Origin of the sequence: Tenacibaculum agarivorans (assembly GCF_001936575.1) — a bacterium.
GTDB classification, from domain to species: Bacteria; Bacteroidota; Bacteroidia; order Flavobacteriales; family Flavobacteriaceae; genus Polaribacter; species Polaribacter agarivorans.
The window spans coordinates 43,775-68,859 of record NZ_MSMP01000003.1; the positions used below are offsets into that span (position 1 = coordinate 43,775).

Here is a 25,085-nt window from a genome sequence, read left to right on the forward strand (position 1 = left end):
AACTAGAGGTGATAATACCTAAAGATAATTTTTAAAAAGGTCTCGACTGCGCTCGACCTGTCCTGTTAAGTACAATGTATAAACTAATTATTCGTCCAATATTTTTCCTTTTCGATCCAGAAAAGATTCATTATTTCACATTTTCTTTAGTGAAATTTATGTCTAAAATCCCTTTTGTTTCTTCAATTTTTAAAAGTTTATATGTAGTAAATAATAAAAAATTAGAAAGAAACTTATTTGGTCTTACTTTTAAAAATCCAGTAGGACTAGCAGCTGGATTTGATAAAAATGCTGTTTTGTATAACGAATTGGCAGATTTTGGTTTTGGTTTTATAGAAATTGGTACAGTTACGCCTAAAGGACAAATTGGAAATCCTAAACAACGATTATTCCGTTTAAAAGAAGATAAAGGGATCATCAATAGAATGGGATTTAATAATGAAGGCTTACAAGCAGCAATTGAGCAATTAAAAAAGAATAAAGGAAAAGTAATAATAGGAGGAAATATTGGTAAAAATACAGCCACTAAACCTGAAGATTATACAGAAGATTATACCACTTGCTTTAATGCATTACATCCTTATGTTGATTATTTTGTATTAAATGTGAGTTGTCCAAATGTTTCTAGTCATGCAAAATTAGAAGACGCAGATTACTTAAAAGAATTGATCACCGAAGTTCAAAAAATTAATAAGACAAAGGAGATACACAAACCAATTTTATTAAAAATTGCTCCAGATTTGAACGATAATCAATTGGATGAAATTATAGATTTAGTCGCTGAAACCAAAATAGCTGGTGTAATTGCCTCTAACACATCTGTAGATAGAAAAGGACTAAAAACATCTGATGAGCGTTTAACAGAAATAGGAAATGGAGGATTAAGTGGGCAACCAATAAAAGATAAAAGTACGAGAGTTATACAGTATTTATCTGAACAATCGAATAAAGCGTTTCCAATTATTGGAGTAGGAGGTATCCATTCAGCAGAAGATGCTGTTGAAAAAATAAATGCAGGTGCAGACTTAGTTCAAATTTATACAGGGTTTATTTATGAAGGACCGTCTTTAATTAGTAAAATTAATAAAGCTATTTTAAAAAATTATAATTAAAAAATGATTATAAGTAAGAGATGAGAGTTTTACTTACTTTTATTTCTTGTATGATTTTTGCAGTTGCCTCTAGTCAAAATTACACTAGAGACTTTTCATTATACAAGTCGACAAATTTACAATTAGGTTATGGATATAGTTTCGCAGAACCTAACACTAAAGACTTTCATCTTTTAGAAGTGGGAATTAATAAAACGGTTTATGGAGGAAGACATGGGGCTGGATTTCAGTATGGTTTTGGAACTGAAATAGGTTTAAATACTGAAAATTTAATTTTTGGGCCCAAGTTATCGGGATTTTTATATTACGGCTTTTTAACTTTTGGCGTTGAATTAGTGACCTATACCGATTTTAATCAAAATACATTACGATTTGTTCCTGCTTTAGGTATCGGTGGAGAACGATTTAAAATCACTATCAATCCACATTTAATTTTGATAAATAAAAGTTTTCAACCTATTGATAGAGGGATGTTAAGTTTTTCTATAAATATACCTTTACAGAGAAAAAAATAGAAAAAAATAAATGACAGAAATTTTAGTGTCTTTTGTATTTGCAACGACAGCATTAGCTATATCACCAGGTCCAGATAATATTTTTGTATTAACACAAAGTATTGTGAATGGAAAAAAATACGGATTAGCTACAGTATTTGGCTTAATGACAGGTTGTATTATTCATACCACTTTAGTAGCATTCGGTGTTTCAGAAATTATAAAAACCAATGACCATTTATTTTTAACTATAAAAATATTAGGAGCATGTTATTTATTTTATTTAGCCTATAAAGTATATAAAAGTGATGCACAAATAGCCTTTTCATTAGAAAATGTACAGCAAAAATCTACTTTAGCACTTTTTAAAACAGGATTTTGGATGAATGTGTTAAATCCTAAAGTAACTATTTTCTTTTTAGCTTTTTTTCCACAGTTTTTATTCTCTGAAAATATGAATTCTGTTTATCAATTTTATATTCTTGGAGGATTATTCATTTTAGTTTCTCTATTTGTTTTTTCTTCTATTGCTATTTTGGCAGGAACAATTTCAAATCAAATTAAGCAAAATAAAAACGTAGGAATATACTTGAAATGGTTACAAATAGTTGTTTTTATAGGTATTGCTTTATTTATCTTTTTTAGTTAATCGAGCTAAAGATCTTTTTGAACTTTCATTTTCTGGATTTACATTTAAAGCATCTTTATATGATTTTATAGCGTTAAGGGTATCTTTATTTTTCAAAAAAGCATCTCCTAGACTATCATGAGTATTAGAACTATTTGGATATAGCGTTTTATTAATTTTGAAAATATGTATCGCTTTAGTTATTTGATTTTTTCTAAGAAAGTTATATCCCATTCGATTTAAATGTCTCTCTTGAATTAAAGGACTTAAGCTATCTTTTTTTCTAATACTTAGATAGCCTTCTAAAGCCATTTCAAAGTTGTTTTCCGCTAAATATTCGCTTGGTGTTTTCTCACCATCCTTCAATTTTAGAAAAATATATTTTTTACCTTCATGTTCCTTTTTTTCAGCAAGTACAATTTTATTTTCTTCACTTACAAAAATTAATTTTTCATTAAATTCTTTAACATAAAAAGTACTATCATTAAGTTTTAAAGGTTTTATAAGAGATTTTCTCCATTCGAGATATAACTTTTTATCTTTAAAAGATATTTCAATTACTTCATCAGCATTAAAAAAGTATCTCCCAGAAGTTTTTGCAATAAAATCATCACTATTGGTTTTAGAAACACAACTCATAATGATTATTGAGAATAAAGATAAAAGTTTTATTTTCATAAGTTTAGTGATTTGTTTAATAACAAGACGTATGATGAATTATTTTGTTACATCAAATATTAATAATATAGATGGCATAACTATTGACATTATAATAGAAAGATGTTATTAAATTTGTTCTTATCTTTTTGAAAAACAATATATTAGTTTTTGTTTGTTACAGAAGCAAATTAAAAGAACAAGAAATATAATGTCATATTGACAGATATTAGAGAAATGAGTAGATCAAAAATAATACACTTAGACAATTTGTCTTTGCAAGATATGTTAAATGAAAATTCAGAGTTAATTCCATTATTAACTCCTGAAGATGAGGAGATTATTAATAAAGAAGATATTCCTGAAGAATTACCAATTTTACCTTTACGTAATACAGTTCTATTTCCTGGAGTAGTTATTCCTATTACAGCTGGAAGAGATAAATCTATCCAATTAATTAAAGATGCTAATAAAGGAAATAAAACCATTGGAGTAGTTGCTCAACGCAATAGTGAAGTGGAAGATCCAGGTCCAAATGATATTTTTCACACCGGTGTTGTAGCTCAAATTTTAAGAGTTTTGAAAATGCCAGATGGTAATACTACAGTTATCATCCAAGGTAAAAAACGATTTGAAATTAATGAAGTAATTCAACAGGATCCTTATTTAAAAGCAAAAGTTTCTGAAGCAATTGAAGAACGTCATATTGATAATAAAAAGGAATTCGATGCAATTATTGATTCTATTAAAGAATTATCTCTAGAAGTTATCAAAGAAAACCCAATGCTTCCTTCTGAGGCTTCATTTGCTATCAAAAATATTCAGTCAAATTCTTTTTTAGTGAATTTCATTTCATCAAATATGGATTTGAGTGTATCGCAGAAACAAGTTTTACTTGAAAAAGATAGTTTAAAAGAAAGAGCGTTATTGACGCTTAAAAATTTAGATAAAGAACTACAAAAATTACAATTACGTAACGACATTCAATCTAAAACAAGATCAGATTTAGATAAACAACAACGTGAGTACTATTTACATCAACAACTAAAAACAATTCAGGAAGAATTAGGTGGAGTATCTCACGATCAAGAGCTTGAAGAGATGAAGGCTCAAGCCAAGAAAAAGAAGTGGACTAAAGAGGTAGGAGAGACTTTTGATAAAGAGTTGAACAGATTAAGACGAATGAATCCACAAATGGCAGAGTATGGGGTACAACGTAATTATTTAGAATTATTATTAGAACTACCTTGGGGAGAATATTCAGAAGATAAATTTGATTTAAAGAAAGCTCAAAAAATATTAGATAGAGATCACTTTGGTTTAGAAAAAGTGAAAGAGCGTATTATTGAGCATTTAGCGGTATTGAAACTTAGAGGAGATATGAAATCTCCAATTATTTGTTTATATGGACCTCCGGGAGTTGGTAAAACTTCTTTAGGAAGATCTGTAGCTGAAGCTTTAGGTAGAAAGTATGTACGTATGTCTTTAGGAGGTTTGCGTGATGAAGCTGAAATTAGGGGGCATAGAAAAACATATATTGGAGCAATGCCTGGTCGTTTAATCCAAAATATTAAAAAAGTAGGAACATCAAATCCAGTATTTGTATTAGATGAAATTGATAAATTGGGTCAAAGTCATCAAGGTGATCCTTCTTCTGCTATGTTAGAAGTATTGGATCCAGAACAAAATACAGAGTTTTATGATAACTATTTAGAAGTAGGTTTTGATCTATCTAAAGTATTATTTATAGCTACGGCTAACAATATTAATCAAATTCCTTGGGCATTACGTGATCGTATGGAGATTATTAATGTAACTGGATATACAATTGAAGAGAAAGTTCAGATTGCTAAAAAATATTTGTTACCTAAACAGTTGAAAGAACATGGTCTAAAAGAAGAACACTTAAAGTTAGGAAAATCTCAAATTGCAAAAGTAGTTGAAGGATATACAAGAGAGTCTGGTGTACGTGGTTTGGAAAAGCAAGTGGCTAAAGTTGTAAGATATGCAGCTAAATCTATTGCTATGGAAGAAGAATATAACATTGAACTAACTAATGATGATATTGAAACTATTCTAGGTCCTGCAAGATTAGAACGTGATAAATATGAAAATAACGATACTGCGGGAGTAGTAACTGGTTTAGCTTGGACTTCTGTAGGAGGGGATATTTTATTTATTGAATCTATATTATCTAAAGGAAAAGGAAATCTATCGATTACAGGTAATTTAGGTACCGTAATGAAAGAGTCTTCTACTATAGCAATGAAATATATAAAATCTAATGCTGAAGATTTTGGAATTAATCCTGAGATTTTAGAAACTTATGATGTTCATATTCACGTTCCTGAAGGAGCAACACCTAAGGATGGACCAAGTGCAGGTATTACCATGTTAACATCATTAGTATCTGTATTCACACAGCGCAAGGTTAAAAATAAGATTGCCATGACTGGAGAAATTACTTTAAGAGGTAAGGTATTACCAGTAGGAGGAATCAAGGAGAAAATTTTAGCAGCTAAAAGGGCTAATATCAAGGAAATCATTTTGTGTGCAGACAATAAAAAAGACATTGAAGAGATTAATCAAAGTTATTTAAAAGGATTAAAGTTTCATTACGTAACTGAAATGAGTGATGTGATAGATATTGCCTTAACGAAACAAAAAGTAAAGAATGCTAAGAAATTAGCATAAAGCGTAAAAAAAACTCCCTTTAAGGGAGTTTTTTATTTTACAAAATAATATATTTCTATTTAGTAGTGGAATATAGTTGTTGGTGATTTTCATTATGGAAATTACTAGCAATTGTTTCCAATTTTTTCTCTGAAAGCTTAGAGGTATTTCTTATAATATCTATAAAAACATCTACATCTTCTTTTGTAGATGGATAACCAATATTTTTATTAGTATTCTCAAAAGAGGTTTTCACATAATTTCCTGTATTATCAATTATACACCAAAAAGGGAATTTAATTTCACTACAGTCTTCCTCTCCAAATGATTTAAATGGATTCGAACAATTTACATATTCTGAGGTCTCTTCTTGAGGAACTTCAATATTTACAATAACATAATTAGATTTGAAGATTTTACTCTCCATTTGTTTCTTTAATTTGTCACTAGTTTTGCATGAAGCAGCTAAATAGTTTACAAAAACATGTTTGTTTTCTTTCTGAGCTTTAGTAATAGCTTTACCTATAGTAGTTGTATCGTTATTTTGAGCGTATGAAAAATTAAATGTAACAAGAAACAATAGTAAATATAAATATTTACACATAACGCATTGGGGATTTAAAGTTATTGAATGTAAATATAAATAATGAGGATAACGAAAACAAGTACATTCATCTATGTAAAACTACATTTTAACGTAGGTTTATACTATTTCGTTATTTTTTAACTTTTGTTTTTAACAGATAAATGATTTTTTTTTGCTTAAAAGCATGGTTTTTTACCCCAAGGATTAGCTTCGTGATCTATAGTAAAACTAAATTTCTTATTATCTTTTCCTCTAAAATAAGTTACATAATCCCAATTACCTACGTGAGCAATTTCGTACTTACCATTAATATTTCCATTAACTATTTCATTATAAACCCCAGTAATGGTACGCTCAAAATATTGTGTTTTAACGTATTCTAGATGTATGATATCTTTTTGACCTTTATATTTTAATTGTATAGCTCTTCCGCCTTCTCCATAGCCTACCCAAATTTTTAATTTTGAGTGATTATCTCCATTGAAACATACATAACTTTCAACTTCAAACTTTTTAAGTGGTGTTTTACTAAACTCTAAATAATTCTTTATATGAAAATCTCCACAACCATTATAAAAATTATTACCATAGTAAAAACTTAGAAAAGTATGATGTTGTTGTTCCGCTAAATCTTTACATATTTCATGTACAATTTCAATAGGTGTTTGATATTTCTCATGAGAAAGTAACAATTTTAAAGTTTTAGAGTTTTCAATGCGAAATAATTCTGCCTTACCCGTAACTCTTGTTTTTTCATTATCTATTGTAAGAGTATAGTTTAATTCATCTTCTTCTTTAAAAATCTCTAAACTCCAACTAGGTTCACTACCATTAGCTTTATAAATCAACGTTTTATTTTGTTTTTCATAATTTGAGTTTCCATTTGAAGAAGTTTCTTTTGTTTCTTGATTAAAGCTAGGTTTATCTTTCTTAGAATTTGCTTTACCACAAGATTGTAGTAAAACGATAGAAAATATAAGTAAAATGTAATTTTTCATGTAAAAACAACGTTTATTTCCATTTGATATTACAACCTATACTAGGTTTTTGAAGCTGTAAAACTGAATTATCTGTTAGTAAGGCATCTAGTGCATTTCTAAAATCCTTACCTGTAACAGTTTTACCATTACCTGGACGAGAATCATCTAATTGACCATGATAAACTGACTTTAATTCTGAATCAAATAAGTATAAATCGGGAGTACAAGCAGCATCATATGCTTTAGCTACTTCTTGAGTTTTATCATATAAATATGGAAAAGGATAATTTAGCTTTTCAGCAACCTTTTTCATGAATTCTGGCCCATCTTGAGGATATTTATCAGCATCATTGCTACTTATGGCTATAAAAGAGATTCCATTACTTTTATAATCATTGGCAACTTTTACTAATTCGTCATTAACATGAATTACAAAAGGGCAGTGGTTACAAATAAAAAAGATAGCTGTACCTTTTTCGCCTTTTATATCAGAAAGTTTTACTAGTTGGTTATCAACTGTATTTATAAGCTCGAAATTTGGAGCTAATGTTCCAATTTGAAAGTTGTTAGATTCAGTAAGTGCCATTTTTAGGGTTTTTAATGAGTTGATTTTAAAGATCTCTAAGATCTAAAGTTACTCCATTTTTTAATTTATTATTGGTATCCAAATCAAAAATACGTTCTGCAACAAAATCAGGAGTATATAATTCTTGATTATTCTTCAAATCAATAAAACGTTGTACATTTTTAAAGTCTGAAATATTTGTTTTTCGTATTTGTGATTGCATATTTGTATCAACAACTCCAGGACGAATTCCAAAAGCTAAAACAGGGTTGTTAAACTGCTCTTGTTCTTGAGCAATAGTAGCAGTCATCATATCAACAGCTGCTTTAGAGCTACAATAAACACTCCATCCATTATAAGCCTTTTGTGCTGCTCCAGAGGAAATAGTAATTATTTGTTTTTTACAATTGACTGAAGATAGCTCTTTAATGAAGATACTAGAAAAAGCAAGTGGTATAGTAGTGTTAACTAAAATAGAAGTATGAATATCTTTTGGTGGAATATTTTCTAAATTCGAAATTTGACCAAGTCTACCAGCATTATGAATTAGAGTAATTGATTGAATAGATTTCTTTTTAAGTTGGTGAATAAGTTTTTCAAAACTTAATGTAGCATTTTCTATATCAGATAAATCAATCGAAATTTCATGTAAATGCTCTTGATTAATAACTGTTCTAGATAAGGAATAAACAATATAACCTTCATTTGAATATTTAGTAGCTATTGCATTACCGATTCCTTTGCTTCCTCCAGTTATAATTAAGATATTACCCATGTAATAGTTTTTTATATAAACTTAAAGTTTCAGTAACTGTCCTCTCAATAGTATATACAGTATCAATTCTCTCTTTTGCTTTTTTTCCCATTTTTAACCTTAGCTGATCATCATTTGTAAGTTTAGAGATAGCTTTACCTATGGCTTTATAATCCTTTAATGGAACTATAATACCTGAATTTTCATCAATAAGTTCTGTACAACCACCAGCATCAGTCATTATTATAGGTTTTCCTAAACTCATAGCTTCACTTATAGCTCTACCGAAACCTTCGCTAAGAGAAGATTGGACATACATATTGGAACCAGCGAGTAATTCAGGTACATCATTTCTTCGTCCTAATACATGAATATTACCAGCTATTTTACTTTGATCTTTAATTTTAGATAAATGTGGTGCATCAGTATTATCACCAATTAAAATATAGTGTACTTCTTTTTGAGTATCTAAGTAATTTGATGATTGTAAAAAGTATTTTGTTCCTTTAATCTTTCTATGATTTCCAATAGAACATACAATAATAGCATCTTTTGGAATCCCTAAAGTTGTATAATCAAAAGGAGTAACATCATTAAACCAATCTGTACTATATCCTTTAAAAATACGAACTGCTTTACGTTTATTTTTTCCAAATAGTTGCTTTTTTACATGGTTATAAACAAAATTGCTATTTCCTATAATAGCATCTATTCTGGGGCTTAGGTACGTAAAATAGGCGCTAGGATCATGCCAATGTAAGCTAACAGAACCAAAGTAAATTACAGCTTTAATTTTAGGGAATTTCTTAAGCACAAGCAAACCTATTCTTGCTGCTTTACCATTTATGAAATGAACAAGATCAATTTTTTTAGATTGTAAAATATCAGTAAATTCTTCTTGATAAATTTTATCAAATTTTTCTCTTGGATAAAGATATTGATATGTTTGAGGATCAACATTTTTTTCTTTTAAAAAGTCAAAAACTTCCTCAGATATATTACCTATTAAGTATATGTTTACTCCTTGCTGTTGTAACCCTAAAAAAAGTGCTATTTGAGCTATTTGAGAACTTAAATTTCCACCGCCAACAACGAAAAGTACATTCATTTTAAAAATTATTTGTAAAATGTTTTTGCTTCATTCCAGAAAACATCCATCTCAGCCAAAGTCATATCAGATAACTCTTTCCCGATCTCTTTAGATTTTTGTTCTAAGTATTGGAATCTATTCATAAATTTTTTATTGGTTTTTTCCAATGCATTTTCTGGATTTACCTTTATAAACCGTGCATAGTTAATCATAGAAAACAATACATCTCCAAATTCTTTTTCAATATTTTCTTGATTACCCTCTTTAATTTCATGATTAAGTTCTGAAAGTTCTTCTTGAACTTTTTCCCAAACTTGACTAGGTTCCTCCCAGTCAAAACCAACACCAGCCACTTTATCTTGAATCCTATTAGCTTTTACTAAAGCGGGTAAGCTTCTAGGAACTCCTTCTAAAACCGATTTTTTACCTTCTTTAAGTTTTAATTTCTCCCAGTTTTGTTTTACTTCTTCTTCATTTTCAACAGAAATATCACCATAAATATGAGGGTGACGATCTATAAGTTTATCAGATATAGCATTAGCAATGTCAGCAATATCAAATGCTTGCTTTTCGCTTCCTATTTTAGCATAAAAGACGATATGCAAAAGCACATCGCCTAATTCTTTTTTTAGTTCTTCTAGATCGTTGTCTAAAATAGCGTCTCCTAACTCGTAAACTTCTTCAATGGTTAAATGGCGTAAACTTTCTAAAGTTTGTTTTTTATCCCAAGGACACTTTTCTCGAAGCTCATCCATAATATCCAGTAGTCTATTAAAAGCTTCTAATTGTTGTTTACGAGAGTTTAACATACTATTCTTCTTCGTCTGTAGTTACTTCTTTATTTAATTTAGAAAAATCAAATCCAGCTTTTACTAAGATGTTATACCACTGTAAAACTTTTTTAATGTTTGAGGTATACACTCTCTCATCATCATAATCAGGTAAAACTTCAGCAAAATAAGCTGTTAATTTATTGGCACTTTCTTTATGAGAAATAGCTTCCTTATTATCCTCTTTTGCAGCAATATTTTTGAAAACATCCCCTAAAGGCACATCTTCTTCGTAGGTAAATATTGCTATATTTTCTAATAAACTTACATTATGAGTTGCTGTAATAGGCATTCTTTTATCATCTAATAATGATCTCACAATAACACCAGTTTTGGTTTGTGATAAAATCTCGAATAATCCTGGCTTACCAGATACAGCTATTATTTTACTAAATTCCATGTATTATATTATCTTTTTAAATTAGGAAAACGCATTCTATATCCTGAATTTATTTTTCCTTTTGAAATATTTTCTAGTTTTTTCTTAATTAATCTTTTCTTTAATGATGACAGTTTGTCTGTAAAAAGAACTCCTTCAATATGATCATATTCATGTTGAAAAACTCTAGCAGCTAAACCATCAAAAGTTTCAGTATGCTTATTAAACTCCTCATCAAAGTACTCGACAGTAACTTTTGGTTGTCTCCATACATCTTCTCTAACATCAGGAATGCTTAAACATCCCTCATTAAAAACCCATTCTTCTCCTTCTTCATCAAGGATTTTTGGATTGATAAATACTTTATTGAAATTTTCTAACACCTTTCTTTCTTTTTCACTTAAATCATCATCTTCAGCAAAAGGAGATGCATCTATGATGAATAAACGAATAGCTTTTCCTATTTGAGGAGCAGCTAAACCAACACCAGATGCATTATACATAGTTTCTTTCATATTAGCGATCAGCTCAGAAAGATTAGGATAATCTTTGTCAATATCCTTTCCTACTTTTCTTAATACTGGATCACCGTAAGCAACTATTGGTAAAATCATACTATTATATTGTTTTTAACGCACGCAAAAGTACAAAGAAGGTTTTTCATTGTAAATTATTTATTATACAAATATGATTGTAGAATTATAGTAGCGCTAATTTCATCTACTAGTGCTTTATTTCTACGTTGTTTCTTTTTTAATCCACTATCTATCATAGTTTGGAAAGCCATTTTAGAAGTGAAACGCTCATCAATTCTTTGTATAGGAACTGAAGGAATCTCTTTTATTAGCTGATTTATAAACGGTTGTATTAAGCTTTCACTTTCACTATCCGTGTTATTCATCTGTTTAGGTTTACCTATAACAAAAAGTTCTACATTTTCTTTAGAAATATAATTCTTTAAAAATGTTAATAGTTCACCTGTATCCACAGTTGTTAAACCAGAAGCAATGATTTGTAGTTCATCTGTAACTGCAATTCCTGTTCTTTTTATACCATAATCTATTGCGAGTACTCTTGCCAAATTACTATTTATTTTTGCGCAAAAATAATCATTTTAAACAAGGAATTATTTTCTGTTTAAAAAATGAGTTTTACTATTAATTGTTTTGTCGTAAGGCTATATTTGTAAAAAATATTTTACCAAATGACAGAAATTCGTTCTATTATAGAAAACGCATGGGATAACAGAGAATTGTTGAAACAAGAAGAAACTACATCGGCTATAAGAAAAGTTGTTGATTTATTAGACGCAGGGGAACTTCGCGTAGCTGAACCTACTGCTGATGGATGGCAAGTAAATGAATGGGTGAAAAAAGCTGTAGTGTTGTATTTCCCAATTCAAAAAATGGAAACTTTAGAAGCGGGTATTTTTGAATATCATGATAAAATCCCATTAAAAAGAAATTATGAAGCAAGAGGAATCCGTGTAGTACCAAATGCAGTAGCTCGTCATGGAGCTTATATTTCTCCAGGTACCATATTAATGCCTAGTTATGTAAATATCGGAGCATATGTAGATGAAGGTACAATGGTTGATACTTGGGCAACTGTAGGATCATGCGCGCAAATTGGTAAAAATGTACATTTATCTGGTGGAGTAGGTATAGGTGGTGTTTTAGAACCTTTACAAGCTGCTCCAGTAATTATAGAAGACGGTGCTTTTTTAGGTTCACGTAGTATTGTAGTAGAAGGAGTTAGAGTAGGAAAAGAAGCAGTTTTGGGAGCCAATGTCGTATTAACTATGAGTACTAAAATTATTGATGTGACTGGTGATGAACCAATTGAGATGAAAGGAGAAGTACCACCTCGTTCTGTTGTAATTCCTGGAAGTTACACTAAAAAATTTCCAGCAGGAGAATATCAAGTGCCATGTGCTTTAATCATAGGAAAGCGTAAAGAAAGTACCAATAAAAAAACATCTCTTAATGATGCATTAAGAGAGTACAATGTTGCTGTATAAATTTTAAATCAATTCATACTTCAGTATAAGACCGAATATAATTTTATATTTGGTCTTTTTTATGAATAAGATTGTCATATATACTGGAGCCTTCGGTGAAAATTATGGATTTATCCCTCAAAAGAAGATTGACGGGGTTGACTTTTTTTGTTTTACTGATGATGAAACTAAGATAGTTTCACCTTGGAAACCAATGAAATTGAAGTTTGATAGTAACAATGAAGTTTTAAAAAATAGACATCCCAAATTATTACCACATGAATATTTTAAAGATTACGATATTAGTATTTATATTGACAGTAACTTTTTAATAATAGGTAATATCCATAAATTACTAGATTCTTTGGATGATTTCAAAATGGCTACTTTTGATCATTCACAATCTGATGACGCCAGAAATTGTATTTATAAAGAGTATAATGCAATTTTAGAGTTAGGAAAAAGTAGAGGGGTATTTAAGGATGATCCTGATATAATGAAAAAACAAATAGATAGTTTTAAATCAGAAGGGTATCCTGAGAATAATGGATTAATAAAAGGAGGGCTTCTCATTAGAAAACATAATGATTCTGAGGTTATCAAAGTTATGGAAGATTGGTGGGAAATGGTATCAACCAGAAGTAAAAGAGATCAATTAAGTTTTAATTATGTGGCTTGGAAAAATAACTTTACATCAAAAATTATTGCTGGAGATCTAAGAAGAGGAAATCCTTATTTTTATTTCTTATCTGCCGCACAACAAAATTATTCATTTAAATTATTGAAATACAAGGTTAAACGATTTTTTGGAATAAAGAAACATCCCTAATGGTAAAATTATCAGTAATCATATCTTATTATAAAGCTTTAGAGAATCTAAAGTTAATTTTAGAAGCTTTACAGAATCAGAGTTCAAAAGAATTTGAAGCCATAATTTCTGAAGATGATAACAACCAAGAAACAATAGATTTTTTAAACACTAACAGAGAGCAGTATAATTTTTCAATTTTACATGTCAATCAAGAAAAAGATGATGGTTTTAGAAAAACAATGATGCTAAATAAATCAATACGAGCTTCTACTTCTGAAACATTGGTGTTTATTGATGGAGATTGTATTCCACACAAGCATTTCGTGAAAGCTTACGTTACCCATATTCAAGAAGGAGTAATGTTGAAAGGGAGACGTGTAATGTTAGGAGAAAAAATAACTACAAAAATTACGACTCAAAAAACATTAAAGCCTTTACAAACATTGTCGATTTTATTATCAGATTCAGATAAAAAGAAAGAAGGTATTTATCTGAAAAATAAAAGTTTAGTAATGACAATGAAAGATAAAGGACTTCTTGGGTGTAATTGGGGTATTCAAAAGAAACATCTGATTGAAATTAATGGCTTTGATGAAGATTATGTTCGTGCTGCTGTGGGTGAAGATACTGATATAGAATGGCGATTGAAACGGATGGGTATTGGCAGTAAATCCATGAAAAATAAGGCAATTGTATATCATCTACACCATGAACGTGGTTATTCTACAGAAGGTGTTGATATGAATAGAGCCTTGTTAAAAGAAAAAATGGATAAAGATCTATATAAGTGTTTAAATGGATTAGAAAAACGATCGTAAATGAAGTTAGGTTTTGATGCTAAAAGAGCTTTTCACAATGGCACAGGTTTAGGGAATTATAGTAGAGATTTAATTCGAATCTTAGCAACATACTATCCAGATAATCAATATAATTTATATAATCCGAAGACAAAAAAGTTAGATAGATTACAACTTACAGATAACTTAATTGAAAAATTACCTAATTCATGGTTTTGGAAAAAGTTCTCTTCATTTTGGCGACAAGGACCGATTGTCAATCAACTTAAAAATGACGATATACATTTATATCATGGATTATCAGGAGAGATTCCAAGAGGTGTAGAAAAGTCAAAAATAAAAACAGTAGTCACGATCCATGATTTAATTTTTGTTCATTACCCTCATTTATATTCATTTTTTGATCGTAAAATTCATTTCAATAAGTTTAAATATGCTGCTCAGAAAGCGGATAAAGTTATTGCTATAAGTGAGCAAACTAAAAATGATATTATTGAAATTTTTAATATAGATGCATCAAAAATTGAGGTTGTATACCAAGGGTGTAACAACGTTTTTAAAGAAGTAGCTACTATATCAGAAAAAGAAAATTTAAAAGAAAAATATAACCTTCCTCAAAAATTTATTTTAAACGTTGGAACTATAGAAAAGAGAAAAAATCTATTAACTATAGTTAAATCGATTAAAGATATAGATGTTAATCTTGTTGCTGTAGGAAGAAAAACAGAGTATTATAAAGAGATTCAACATTATATAGGAAAACATAAACTAGAAAATAAGGTGTTTTTTTTAGAAAAATTGACACTAAAAGAATTATCGATACTATATCAATTAGCAGAGATTTTTGTTTATCCTAGTATTTACGAAGGTTTTGGAATCCCAATAATAGAAGCATTATATTCTAAAACGCCAGTTATAACAACTAAAGGTGGAGTTTTTCCTGAAGCAGGAGGACCAGATTCTATCTATGCACCAATACATGATAGTGAAGAATTAAGCAGAGAAATTACTACATTGCTTAATAATCCAGATTTAACAAGAGAAAAAGTTGAAAAAGGATATAAATTTGTACAAAAGTTTAACGATCAAGAAATAGCAGATCAGATTATGCGAGTTTATAAATCAATCTTACATGAACATTAAAAAAACAATTTGCTTTTTTAATTCTACTAAAACATGGGGTGGTGGTGAAAAATGGCATTATGAAATGTCTACTTATTTGTATTCTAAAGGATGTGATGTTTTAGTTATTGTGTCTCCTAATAGTGAACTAAGTAAAAAGTTAGAAAAGATTGGTATTCCACAAGAAAAAATTAAAGTTTCTAATTTTAGTTATATAAACTTTTCTAAAGTTAAACATGTTGCTGAGATTTATATAAAATATAATGTTTCAACCGTAGTGATGAATTCTTCTGAAGATATGAAGTTGGGAGGTTTAGCTGCTAAAAAGGCAAAATTGGATAGGGTTATTTACCGAAGAGGAAGTGCTATTCCAATAAAAAACTCTTTCATCAATCGTTATTTTTTTAAAAATATTCTTACTGAAGTATTAGCAAATTCTGAAGCTACAAAGAAAACGATTAATGAAAAGAATGAAAGTCTGTTTCCAAAAACTAAAATTACAGTCATTCCTAATGCTATAGATATCCAAAAATTTGATAATCTAAAGTATGAGAGTTTATATGAGCGACAAGATAAAGAGATTATTTTAGGAAATCTTGGAAGAATGGTGTACCAAAAAAATCAAGAGTTTTTGATAGGCGTTTCTAAAGAATTAACGAAAAGACAACTCAATTTTACGTTGTTGATTGGTGGAGATGGTAAACTCAAAGAAAAATTACAAAGTAGTATTGAAAAAAATGGTTTAAAACATAAGATTAAACTTTTAGGCTTTATTAATAACCCAAAAAGTTTTATGAATAGTATAGATATTTTTCTATTACCGTCTCGGTGGGAAGGTTTTGGTTATGTTCTTGCAGAAGCTATGCTATGTAATAAACCAACCATTGCTTTTGATATTAGTAGTAATTCTCAACTTATAAATGACAGTGAAAACGGATTCTTAATCCCTTTTGGAGATGTAAAACAATTTTGTGATCAAATAGAATTTTTCACTAAAAATTTAGAAAAACTTACAGAAATGGGAGGTAAAGGGAGAGAAAAGATAGAAAATGAATTTAGAAGTGAGTTAATTCAAGCTAAAGTGATGAATTATTTATTACGCTGATTTTTTCTTTTTCGTATTAATTTCAAATATTTTAATACACTGTATTCAGCAATATACTTACTCCAAATTAAACCTTCATAACCATTAAATATATTCCTTCTAATAATATATTCTTTGAAAAAAGCTAAAGGATATTTTAAAGAAAGTAACACGGCATTAATACGTTTATTCTCTTTTAAATATTCATCAGAAACCAAAGAAGCATATCTGTTTTTTTTCAGGTTAATTTGTGCTATTGAGTTGGCAGTGTAGTGATAAAAGAAATTTTTAAATCGTCCTTTCTTTCCGTCATATTCAACAGTTTCATGTACTTTTTTATTTGAAAATTGAGCAAAATTTCTATTAAAAAGTCTCAAAATAGGAGTGTTTTTTAAATATCCATACTTGAAAACTTTTCCTAAATACACATGTTTTCTATTTAAAAAATAGGCTTTAAAAGGTAGCTCTGGTTTAGAAAATTCAATTTTAATTTCATGAATAAGTTCATCAGTTAATACTTCATCAGCATCAATAGACAAAATCCAATCATGAGTACATTGAGAAACTAAATAATTTTTTTGTTCACCATATCCATTAAACTTTTTTGAATATACTTTAGCTCCAAAAGTTTTGCAAATCTCTACAGTTTTATCGTCACTAATAGAATCTACTATAACAATTTCATCACACCAGTCTAATTTTTTCAATGTTCTAGCAATGTTATCCTCTTCATTAAAAGTAATAAGTGCAGCGCTAATTTTATGTTTAAGCATTTATTATAGTTTTGCAATCACAAACATAACGTAAATTAGCGATTTTAAAGTATTATAATTTCCGGATAGTTAATTATAATTTATAAAAAGGAAACATTTAACAATAAGTGCTATTTAAATTTTATTTTAAATGACTTTATTAGAAGAAACTACAGATAAATTAAAAGAAGGTAAAACAATCTTATACCCTACAGATACCGTATGGGGATTAGGTTGTGATGCTAGTAATTCTTTAGCGGTTAAAGAAATTTATAAGATTAAGCATAGAGAAGAAAGTAAAAGCTTGATTGTTTTAGTAAGTTCTTTACATATGTTAAAAAAATATGTTTCAGTACCTCCTAAAGCTTTAGAATTAATTAAAAAAACAACAAAACCAACAACTATTATTTACAATAATCCTAAAGGAATAGCGTCTAATATTATAAATAAAGACGACAATACGCTTGCAATTCGTATTGTTCAAGACGATTTTTGTAGAAAGTTGATTAAACGTTTTGGTAAACCTATTGTATCTACTTCTGCCAATGTAAGTGGTAACCCAACACCAAAATCTTTTTTTCAGATAGAAAAAGCTGTTTTGGATAGCGTAGATTATATAGTAAATTTGCACCAAGAAAAAGTTGCTGAAAAATCATCAACAATAGTTAAAATAGAAGGAAAAGAAGTTAAAGTAATTAGAGAATAGCATTACATGCAAGAGAAGTATTATAAAGAAGCCATTTCAAATAAGATATTCAATTATATAACTCAAGCAACTGAAGAACTTGAATTGGAAAGTTATGTTATTGGTGGGTTTGTTCGTGATTATATTTTACAAAGAGGGTCTGTAAAAGATATAGATATTGTAACAGTGGGTAGTGGAATTGAACTAGCACAAAAAGTAGCAAGTTTATTACCAAATACTCCAAAAGTTCAAGTATTTAAAACTTACGGCACGGCTATGCTACGTTATCATGATATTGAAGTTGAGTTTGTTGGAGCTAGGAGAGAGTCTTACACAGAAAATAGTAGAAATCCTGAAGTGTCTGAAGGAAGCTTACAAGATGATCAAAATAGAAGAGATTTTACGATCAATGCTTTGGCTTTAAGTTTAAATAAAGCTTCTTATGGTAAATTACTAGATCCTTTTAATGGTGTCGCTGATTTAGAAAATAAAATTATAAAAACACCATTAGATCCAGGTATTACATATTCTGATGATCCGTTAAGAATGATGAGAGCCATCCGTTTTGCTACCCAACTTAATTTTTCAATAGAACAAAATTCGTTAGATGCAATTACTGAAAATGTTGAAAGAATAGCAATTATAACTAAGGAAAGAATAGTAGATGAATTGCATAAAATTATAGCTTCACCTAAACCCTCTTTAGGATTCTTGTTACTCGAAAAAACAGGGTTACTAAAAAAAATATTACCTGAATTAATTGCTTTAAAAGGAGTAGAGGAAGTAGAAGGTCAGTCGCATAAAGATAATTTCTATCATACTTTAGAAGTAGTAGATAATATTGCTAAGCATACAGATGATGTTTGGTTGCGTTGGGCTGCTTTATTACACGATATTGGTAAAGCACCAACTAAAAAGTTTGATAAAAAAGTAGGATGGACTTTTCATTCGCATGAATTTGTGGGCTCAAAAATGGTTTTTAAGCTTTTTAAACGTTTAAAAATGCCATTGAATAACAAAATGAAGTTTGTCCAAAAAATGGTATTATTAAGTTCACGTCCTATTGTTTTAGCTTCAGGAGTAACAGATTCTGCTGTTCGTAGATTAATTTTTGATACTGGAGATGATATTGATAGTTTAATGACCCTGTGTGAGGCAGATATTACTACTAAAAACCCTAAAAAATTCAAACGTTATCATAAGAACTTTGAATTAGTTCGTCAAAAAATCAAAGAAGTAGAAGAGCGTGATAGGGTTCGAAATTTTCAACCTCCAATTACTGGAGAAGAGATTATGGAAACTTTTAATTTAAAACCTTGTAGAGAAATAGGTCAAATCAAAGAAGCAATTAAAGAAGCTATACTTGAAGGAATTATTCCCAATGAATATGAAGCTTCTTATAATTTTATGCTTGAAAAAGCTACATCTTTAGGATTAAAAGCAAATATTAAAAGTTAAAGATGAAAATTGTTCATGTAATTGACCAACTAGGTTTAGGAGGAGCAGAAAGGGTATGTGTGAATCTTGTAAATCTTCTTCATAGAAATGGTAACAAGGTTAAACTAATTGTGTTAAATAATGCAGGTTCTCTTTTTGATTTAATTGATGATGGTGTTGAAGTGATTCGACTAGATAAAAAGGCTGGAAAATTCAGAGCTTATAAACAATTCAAGAAATTCGTACAAAACGATGATATAATTCATATTCATATGAGAGCGAATTATAGATTTGTAAGAAAAGCTTTTCTTTTTTTTGGAGGTAAAAAACCATTGATTTTACATGATCATTTTGGGAAAATAGAAGTAGATACTAGTATTAAAAAGTTCTATACTATTTTTAAACCAAATCTATATATAGGAGTTTCTAACCTTTTAACAAATTGGGCTACTACTAAAATGAAAATGAACAAAAACAAAGTTTTTTTAATGCATAATTTTGTTCATAAATATCTTCATAAAGAAGATGTAGTTATACCTGAAGAAAAAGAAGGGATTGTTTTAGTTGCAAGTTTAAAAGCGGTAAAAAACCACATTTTCGCTGTTCAATTGGCTAAAAGATTGAACTTACCATTAACAATTTACTGTCAAGAAAATAGATCAAGTGAATATTTTAAAAATTTAGAAAAAGATATAAAGAAAGAATATGATACAAATAAAGTAAGATTTATTTATAATCATAATAACGTACAGAGTGAGCTGTATAAGTATAATTTTGCTGTTTGTACTTCTAAATCAGAATCAGGTCCATTAGTACTATTAGAATTTTTAGCACAAGGAATTCCTTTTTTAACTTTTGAAACAGGTGAAGTTACAAGTTTTGTAAAATCGAAATTTCCTGATTTTGTTATCGATAATTTTGATTTGGAGAAATGGGAGCAAAGGAGTAAAACTCTTAATCAATATAACTCGAAAGAACTTTCAGAAGCTTTTAATAGTTATTTAGAAGATCAAAATTTTGTTGAAAAGTATTTAGAATTATACCAACTTATTATTAAGTAAAAACCTTTTCTAATCTTTTACTGAGAAACTTCTAAGAAAAGTTGATCAATTTTTTTAGAACAACTTTCCCATGAATATTCTATTGCTGTAGCTCTTATATCAGTATCTAACTCATCTGCATGTTGTATAAGTGCTATAACTTCATGATGATTAGCATTTGTTTCAAATAGGAAACCATTTTTGCCATGTTGAATAATATCTGGACAAAAACCTGTTTTAGACGTAATAGGTACACAATTTGATAGCATGGCTTCTAAAACAGGAACAGGACCACCTTCTAAGATAGAAGGAGAAATAAACGTGTCTATTTTTGAGTAAAGAGATGGATATTCATCATATTCCCGATTATTATGATAGGTAAAATTTGATAGCTTAGATAATTCTTCAAACTTTTCAAAGTTTTCCCAGTTTTTTCCAATCATATGAAAATGCTTTTCAGGCATGTTTTTGATAATTTGATACGTAAGTTCAGGGTTTTTTCTAGGTCCAAAGTTTGAACAAAAACCTACATCTCCAGAATTTCTAGTATGAGCATAAAAAAAGTTAGGATCGGAAGCAATATGAATCACCTCTAATTTTTCATGTTTAACCCCAATTGCAATTAAATCTTTTTTAACTTCAGAATTTAAACAGATGACTTTGTCAGCTAAATTTAAACACCATACAATATGAGTTTTAGAATATGACGTAGTGTAATGTGCATGAGTAAACATCACAATATTCCTTTTATTTAGTATTTTAGGATTGTGACGCATTGCTCTACAGAAATAATGAGGATAAATAAAGAAATATCCATCAGCATCTGGTAAGTTTCTAAGTTTAGCATGAAAATAAGGAGAAGCTTTTAAAGAAGAATACTTTGAAAGTCTTCTTACCTTTGCTCCAAAAATCCATTTTTTATCAGCTTCTCTGGCTACATAAATCAAATTTTCAATGCCATTATGACTAGCTTTTTTTAGAAACTTTGACTTCAGTATAGCCAACAAATATTTCCATTTGTATACAATATTGAATATCAAGTATTCTTTCATGTATCCATATTTTGCATTGAAACTAATTTATAGTAATCTCCTTTTTTGCTTAGTAATTCTTCGTGCTTTCCTTGTTCTACTATTTTACCTTTATTTAATACTACAATGTTATCTGCATTTTGAATTGTAGATAATCGATGAGCAATAACCATTGATGTTCTATTTTGCATCATATTCTCTAAGGCAGATTGAACTAGTTTTTCTGATTCAGTGTCTAAGGCAGATGTTGCCTCATCTAAAATCATAATTGGAGGATTTTTTAAGACAGCTCTAGCTATAGACAAACGTTGCTTTTGACCTCCAGAAAGCTTATTACCACTATCACCAATATTAGTGTCAAAATTCTGAGGGAGATCTTTTATAAACTCATAAGCATTTGCAATAGTAGATGCTTCTAATATTTGTTCATCACTAGCATTAGGATCTCCGATTTTAATATTTTCTTTTACTGTATCATTAAACAAAATCGAATCTTGAGTAACAATTCCCATGAGTTGTAATAATGACTTTTTTGTAAACTCTTTAATGTTTACTCCATCAATAAGAATTTCTCCTTTAGTGACATCGTAAAATCGTGTGATAAGATTAGCTAATGTAGATTTACCACTACCAGATTGACCAACTAAAGCTACTGATTTTCCTTTAGGAATTACGAGTGAAAAATCTTCTAAAACATAATCCTCTTGATACTTAAACCAAATATTTTTAAACTCTATTTGATGGTCAAAAGAAAGTTTATCCATCGCATTTGGTACGTCTTCCAATTCATCTTCTGTTTCTAAAATTTGTAGGATTCTTTCAGCTGCCGCATTTCCTTTTTTAATGGTATAACTAGCTTTAGAAATAGACTTTGCAGGGGTAATAATATTATATGCAAAACCTAAAAAAGTAAGTAAACCATCTCCACCTATAGTTTTATCAATTAATACAATTTTTCCACCATACCATATTAAAACACAAAAAACAGTTACACCAAGAATTTCACTTACAGGTCCTGCTAATTGCGTTCTAATCATTAATTTATTTAATAATTTTTCAAATCGATTTGTAGATGTTTGAAATTTAGAGTTGAAAATCTTTTCAGCAGTAAATCCTTTAATTACTCTTAATCCACTTAATGTTTCATCTAAAATAGATAGAAAAATGCCCTGTTCTCCTTGAACTTTATCAGAAGTCTTTTTTAAGTTTTTACCTATAACATTAATTATAAAGCCTGCTACAGGAATAAATATAAAAATGAAAATAGTGAGTTTTACACTAAATAATAACATCATTATTACAGAAATAATGATCATAATAGGGTCTCTAAAAATCAGTTCTAGAATGGATAAAAAAGAATAATGAACTTCTAAAACATCATTTCCAATTCTAGCCATGACATCTCCTTTCCTTTTTTCAGAAAAATAGGAGATAGGTAACGAAACAGTTTTTGCATAGAGATCATTACGTAGATCTTTTAAGACCCCATTTTTTAAGAAAGTAATATTATAAAAAGCTAAATAACTAAATATATTTTTAAAGATAAATGTAACAATTATTAGTCCAACTACTAGAAGTAATGCTGTTGATATATCTTCCTTTAAAAGCTGATCTGTATAGTAGCTTAAACTTTGATTAACATATGCATTAATAGAGTCAAATCCTTCGTATACTGGTTTGCTAATTTGTTTTGTTTTATTTTCTTCAAATAATACTTTTAATAAAGGCATTAATACAATGAAAGATAATGCTGAAAAGACAGCATATAAAATATTGAAAAACACATTTAAAAAGGCATACTTTTTATAAGGGTATGCATACTTAATTATTTTTTTGAAGTATTCCATTAAACTCCTAATTGTTTTATAATTCGTTGGATTTTATTATCCAATGACTGTTCTACATTAGTTATATCTTCTATTGAAGTGACAGTATCTTTTACACCAATATAAAATTTGATTTTAGGCTCAGTACCACTAGGACGACAAGCTACTCTGGTTCCTTTTTCAGTTTCATAAATTAAAACATTTGAAGTAGGAAGATCAATTGTAGATTCTTCTCCAGAAATTAGATTTTTTCTGATAGAAGTTTTGTAGTCGCTTACAAAAGCTACTTTTTCTCCATCAATTTCATGTAAAGGATTATTTCTTAAATCAATTAGCATTTGCTTGATTTCTTCAGCTCCTTCCATTCCTTTTTTAACTAGAGAAACTAAGTTCTCCTTATAAAATCCGTGTTTTATATAAATATGTAATAGCTCATTATAAAATGAACTTCCCTTAGCTTTTGCATTTGCCGCAATTTCACAAGCAAGTAGGGTAGAAGTAACAGCATCTTTATCACGAACAAAATCTCCAACCATAAAACCAAAACTTTCTTCTCCACCTCCAATAAAATCTAATTCAGGGTGGTCTTTGATCATTTTAGCAATCCATTTGAAACCAGTTAATACAACTTTTGTTTCAACTCCGTAACTGCTAGCTATTTCATTTACTAAATTTGTAGATACAATAGTAGATCCGATAAATTCTTTTCCATTTAAAAGACCTTTATTTTTCCATTGTTGTATTAAGAAATCTGTCATGACACTCATGGTTTGATTTCCGTTTAAAAGTTTCATTTTTCCTTCAGAATCTCTAACAGCAATACCCAATCGATCACAATCAGGATCAGTACCAATAACAATATCAGCATTTGTTTTATTAGCAATATCTATAGCCATTTGTAGTGCTTCAGGCTCTTCAGGATTTGGTGATTTTACTGTTGGGAAATCACCATTAGGTTCTGCTTGTTCTTCTACTACATGAACTTGTGTATATCCAGCTCTTTTTAATACTTCAGGAATTGACTTAATTGAAGTACCATGAAGTGACGTGAAAACTATTTTTAATTCTTCTCTTCCTTTAATATCAAAAGTTCCATTTTTAATTGATGCATTCCAAAAAGCTTCATCTACTTCGCTACCGATGTAAGAAATTAACTCTTCATTAGCGTTGAAATTAATGTCCTCAAAGTTTAAAGAATTCACACCTGATATAATTTCAGCATCTTGTGGGGGTACTATTTGTCCGCTATCTGTCCAGTATACTTTATAACCATTGTACTCAGGTGGATTGTGAGAAGCTGTTAATACAATACCAGCATGACAATTTAAATGATTCACTGCAAAAGATAATTCAGGTGTTGGGCGTAAGTCTTCAAAAACATAAGCATGTATATTATTAGCTGAAAGTATTTCTGCAACTAGCTTGGCAAATTTTTGACTATTGTGTCTACAATCATAAGCTATAACTACTTTAATACTTTCGTTTGCATATACTTTATTCAAATAGTTACTTAAACCTTGAGTAGCTTTTCCAAGTGTGTATTTATTGATTCTGTTTGTACCTGCACCCATTACACCACGCATACCTCCAGTACCAAATTCAGTATCTTTGTAAAACCTATCAGTTAAGTCTGAAGAGTTATTTTGTATAAGCCCAGAGATTTCATTTCTTGTTTCAATATCAAAAGTTTCTGATAACCAAAGTTTTGCTTTGTTAAGAATATCTTCCATAGTTTAGATTATATTTTAGTAGG

26 protein-coding genes are annotated in these 25,085 nt (G+C 29.2%); 12 read left to right on the forward strand and 14 right to left on the reverse strand.

Annotation, left to right across the window (positions count from 1 at the left end; translation table 11 throughout):
- Positions 1–74 precede the first annotated feature (74 nt).
- From BVC87_RS02925 to BVC87_RS02935, 3 genes are read left to right on the forward strand one after another with little or no spacing between them, the layout of a single operon-like run.
- A complete protein-coding gene (locus BVC87_RS02925; RefSeq protein ID WP_075340856.1) occupies positions 75–1,112 on the forward strand; it encodes a quinone-dependent dihydroorotate dehydrogenase in 1,038 nt (345 codons plus the stop codon).
- A 20-nt stretch (positions 1,113–1,132) separates the two neighbouring features.
- On the forward strand, positions 1,133–1,627 hold the full coding sequence (locus BVC87_RS02930; protein ID WP_075340857.1) for a hypothetical protein: 495 nt from the start codon (positions 1,133–1,135) through the stop codon (positions 1,625–1,627).
- A 10-nt stretch (positions 1,628–1,637) separates the two neighbouring features.
- Entirely contained in the window at positions 1,638–2,255 is a 618-nt protein-coding gene (locus BVC87_RS02935) for a LysE family translocator (RefSeq protein WP_075340858.1), read from the forward strand.
- Here BVC87_RS02935 and BVC87_RS02940 read toward each other — a convergent pair.
- A complete protein-coding gene (locus BVC87_RS02940) occupies positions 2,235–2,912 on the reverse strand; it encodes a tetratricopeptide repeat protein (protein WP_075340859.1) in 678 nt (225 codons plus the stop codon). The genes BVC87_RS02935 and BVC87_RS02940 overlap by 21 nt on opposite strands.
- A gap of 216 nt (positions 2,913–3,128) precedes the next feature.
- Between BVC87_RS02940 and lon the strand changes: the two genes are divergently transcribed.
- Complete coding sequence (gene lon / locus BVC87_RS02945; protein ID WP_075341019.1) at positions 3,129–5,585, forward strand: endopeptidase La; 2,457 nt, start codon at positions 3,129–3,131, stop codon at positions 5,583–5,585.
- Positions 5,586–5,640: 55 nt separating this feature from the next.
- Here lon and BVC87_RS02950 read toward each other — a convergent pair whose 3' ends face one another.
- From BVC87_RS02950 to ruvX, 9 genes are all read right to left on the reverse strand, one after another.
- Positions 5,641–6,168, reverse strand: coding sequence for a hypothetical protein (locus BVC87_RS02950; RefSeq protein ID WP_075340860.1), 528 nt, complete (start codon positions 6,166–6,168; stop codon positions 5,641–5,643).
- Positions 6,169–6,326: 158 nt separating this feature from the next.
- Positions 6,327–7,148 (reverse strand): hypothetical protein, encoded by an 822-nt coding sequence (locus BVC87_RS02955; RefSeq protein ID WP_075340861.1) that lies wholly within the window; start codon positions 7,146–7,148, stop codon positions 6,327–6,329.
- A 13-nt stretch (positions 7,149–7,161) separates the two neighbouring features.
- Positions 7,162–7,716, reverse strand: coding sequence for a thioredoxin family protein (locus BVC87_RS02960; RefSeq protein ID WP_075340862.1), 555 nt, complete (start codon positions 7,714–7,716; stop codon positions 7,162–7,164).
- 25 nt (positions 7,717–7,741) lie between these two features.
- Positions 7,742–8,470, reverse strand: coding sequence for an SDR family NAD(P)-dependent oxidoreductase (locus tag BVC87_RS02965; RefSeq protein WP_075340863.1), 729 nt, complete (start codon positions 8,468–8,470; stop codon positions 7,742–7,744).
- Positions 8,463–9,557, reverse strand: coding sequence for a glycosyltransferase family 4 protein (locus tag BVC87_RS02970; protein ID WP_075340864.1), 1,095 nt, complete (start codon positions 9,555–9,557; stop codon positions 8,463–8,465). Before BVC87_RS02970 ends, BVC87_RS02965 begins: the two co-directional genes overlap by 8 nt.
- Before the next feature lie 8 nt (positions 9,558–9,565).
- Positions 9,566–10,348, reverse strand: coding sequence for a nucleoside triphosphate pyrophosphohydrolase (gene mazG / locus BVC87_RS02975; protein WP_075340865.1), 783 nt, complete (start codon positions 10,346–10,348; stop codon positions 9,566–9,568).
- 1 nt (position 10,349) lies between these two features.
- The gene (locus BVC87_RS02980; protein ID WP_075340866.1) at positions 10,350–10,769 is read right to left on the reverse strand and encodes a DUF5606 family protein; all 420 of its coding nucleotides are present in this window, start codon (positions 10,767–10,769) and stop codon (positions 10,350–10,352) included.
- Between the two features lie 8 nt (positions 10,770–10,777).
- Positions 10,778–11,362 (reverse strand): peptide deformylase, encoded by a 585-nt coding sequence (gene def / locus BVC87_RS02985; protein ID WP_075340867.1) that lies wholly within the window; start codon positions 11,360–11,362, stop codon positions 10,778–10,780.
- Positions 11,363–11,418: 56 nt separating this feature from the next.
- Entirely contained in the window at positions 11,419–11,829 is a 411-nt protein-coding gene (gene ruvX / locus BVC87_RS02990; RefSeq protein ID WP_075340868.1) for a Holliday junction resolvase RuvX, read from the reverse strand.
- A 123-nt stretch (positions 11,830–11,952) separates the two neighbouring features.
- Between ruvX and BVC87_RS02995 the strand changes: the two genes are divergently transcribed.
- The 5 genes from BVC87_RS02995 (at position 11,953) to BVC87_RS03015 (ending at position 16,582) form a co-directional block, all read left to right on the forward strand.
- Positions 11,953–12,768, forward strand: coding sequence for a 2,3,4,5-tetrahydropyridine-2,6-dicarboxylate N-succinyltransferase (locus BVC87_RS02995; RefSeq protein ID WP_075340869.1), 816 nt, complete (start codon positions 11,953–11,955; stop codon positions 12,766–12,768).
- A 61-nt stretch (positions 12,769–12,829) separates the two neighbouring features.
- A complete protein-coding gene (locus BVC87_RS03000; RefSeq protein WP_075340870.1) occupies positions 12,830–13,576 on the forward strand; it encodes a glycosyltransferase domain-containing protein in 747 nt (248 codons plus the stop codon).
- The gene (locus BVC87_RS03005; RefSeq protein ID WP_075340871.1) at positions 13,576–14,376 is read left to right on the forward strand and encodes a glycosyltransferase; all 801 of its coding nucleotides are present in this window, start codon (positions 13,576–13,578) and stop codon (positions 14,374–14,376) included. Before BVC87_RS03000 ends, BVC87_RS03005 begins: the two co-directional genes overlap by 1 nt.
- Positions 14,377–15,498, forward strand: coding sequence for a glycosyltransferase family 4 protein (locus BVC87_RS03010; RefSeq protein ID WP_075340872.1), 1,122 nt, complete (start codon positions 14,377–14,379; stop codon positions 15,496–15,498). It abuts the gene before it with no gap.
- Complete coding sequence (locus tag BVC87_RS03015) at positions 15,488–16,582, forward strand: glycosyltransferase (protein ID WP_075340873.1); 1,095 nt, start codon at positions 15,488–15,490, stop codon at positions 16,580–16,582. The genes BVC87_RS03010 and BVC87_RS03015 overlap by 11 nt, the downstream gene beginning before the upstream one ends.
- Here BVC87_RS03015 and BVC87_RS03020 read toward each other — a convergent pair.
- Positions 16,567–17,334, reverse strand: a complete 768-nt coding sequence (locus BVC87_RS03020) for a glycosyltransferase family 2 protein (RefSeq protein WP_075340874.1) — start codon at positions 17,332–17,334, stop codon at positions 16,567–16,569. The genes BVC87_RS03015 and BVC87_RS03020 overlap by 16 nt on opposite strands.
- A 130-nt stretch (positions 17,335–17,464) precedes the next feature.
- Between BVC87_RS03020 and BVC87_RS03025 the strand changes: the two genes are divergently transcribed.
- Genes BVC87_RS03025 through BVC87_RS03035 form a run of 3 tightly spaced genes read left to right on the forward strand, consistent with a single transcriptional unit; the run spans position 17,465 to position 20,496 of the window.
- Positions 17,465–18,019, forward strand: a complete 555-nt coding sequence (locus BVC87_RS03025) for an L-threonylcarbamoyladenylate synthase (protein WP_075340875.1) — start codon at positions 17,465–17,467, stop codon at positions 18,017–18,019.
- 6 nt (positions 18,020–18,025) lie between these two features.
- Positions 18,026–19,456, forward strand: a complete 1,431-nt coding sequence (locus tag BVC87_RS03030; protein WP_075340876.1) for a CCA tRNA nucleotidyltransferase — start codon at positions 18,026–18,028, stop codon at positions 19,454–19,456.
- 2 nt (positions 19,457–19,458) lie between these two features.
- Entirely contained in the window at positions 19,459–20,496 is a 1,038-nt protein-coding gene (locus tag BVC87_RS03035; protein WP_075340877.1) for a glycosyltransferase, read from the forward strand.
- 17 nt (positions 20,497–20,513) lie between these two features.
- On the opposite strand, the gene BVC87_RS03040 is transcribed toward BVC87_RS03035, so the two are convergent.
- Genes BVC87_RS03040 through BVC87_RS03050 form a run of 3 tightly spaced genes read right to left on the reverse strand, consistent with a single transcriptional unit; the run spans position 20,514 to position 25,062 of the window.
- A complete protein-coding gene (locus BVC87_RS03040; RefSeq protein ID WP_075340878.1) occupies positions 20,514–21,527 on the reverse strand; it encodes a glycosyltransferase family 4 protein in 1,014 nt (337 codons plus the stop codon).
- Positions 21,524–23,353, reverse strand: coding sequence for an ABC transporter ATP-binding protein (locus BVC87_RS03045; RefSeq protein ID WP_075340879.1), 1,830 nt, complete (start codon positions 23,351–23,353; stop codon positions 21,524–21,526). The genes BVC87_RS03040 and BVC87_RS03045 overlap by 4 nt, the downstream gene beginning before the upstream one ends.
- Positions 23,353–25,062, reverse strand: a complete 1,710-nt coding sequence (locus tag BVC87_RS03050; protein WP_075340880.1) for a phospho-sugar mutase — start codon at positions 25,060–25,062, stop codon at positions 23,353–23,355. The genes BVC87_RS03045 and BVC87_RS03050 overlap by 1 nt, the downstream gene beginning before the upstream one ends.
- Positions 25,063–25,085: the final 23 nt, after the last annotated feature.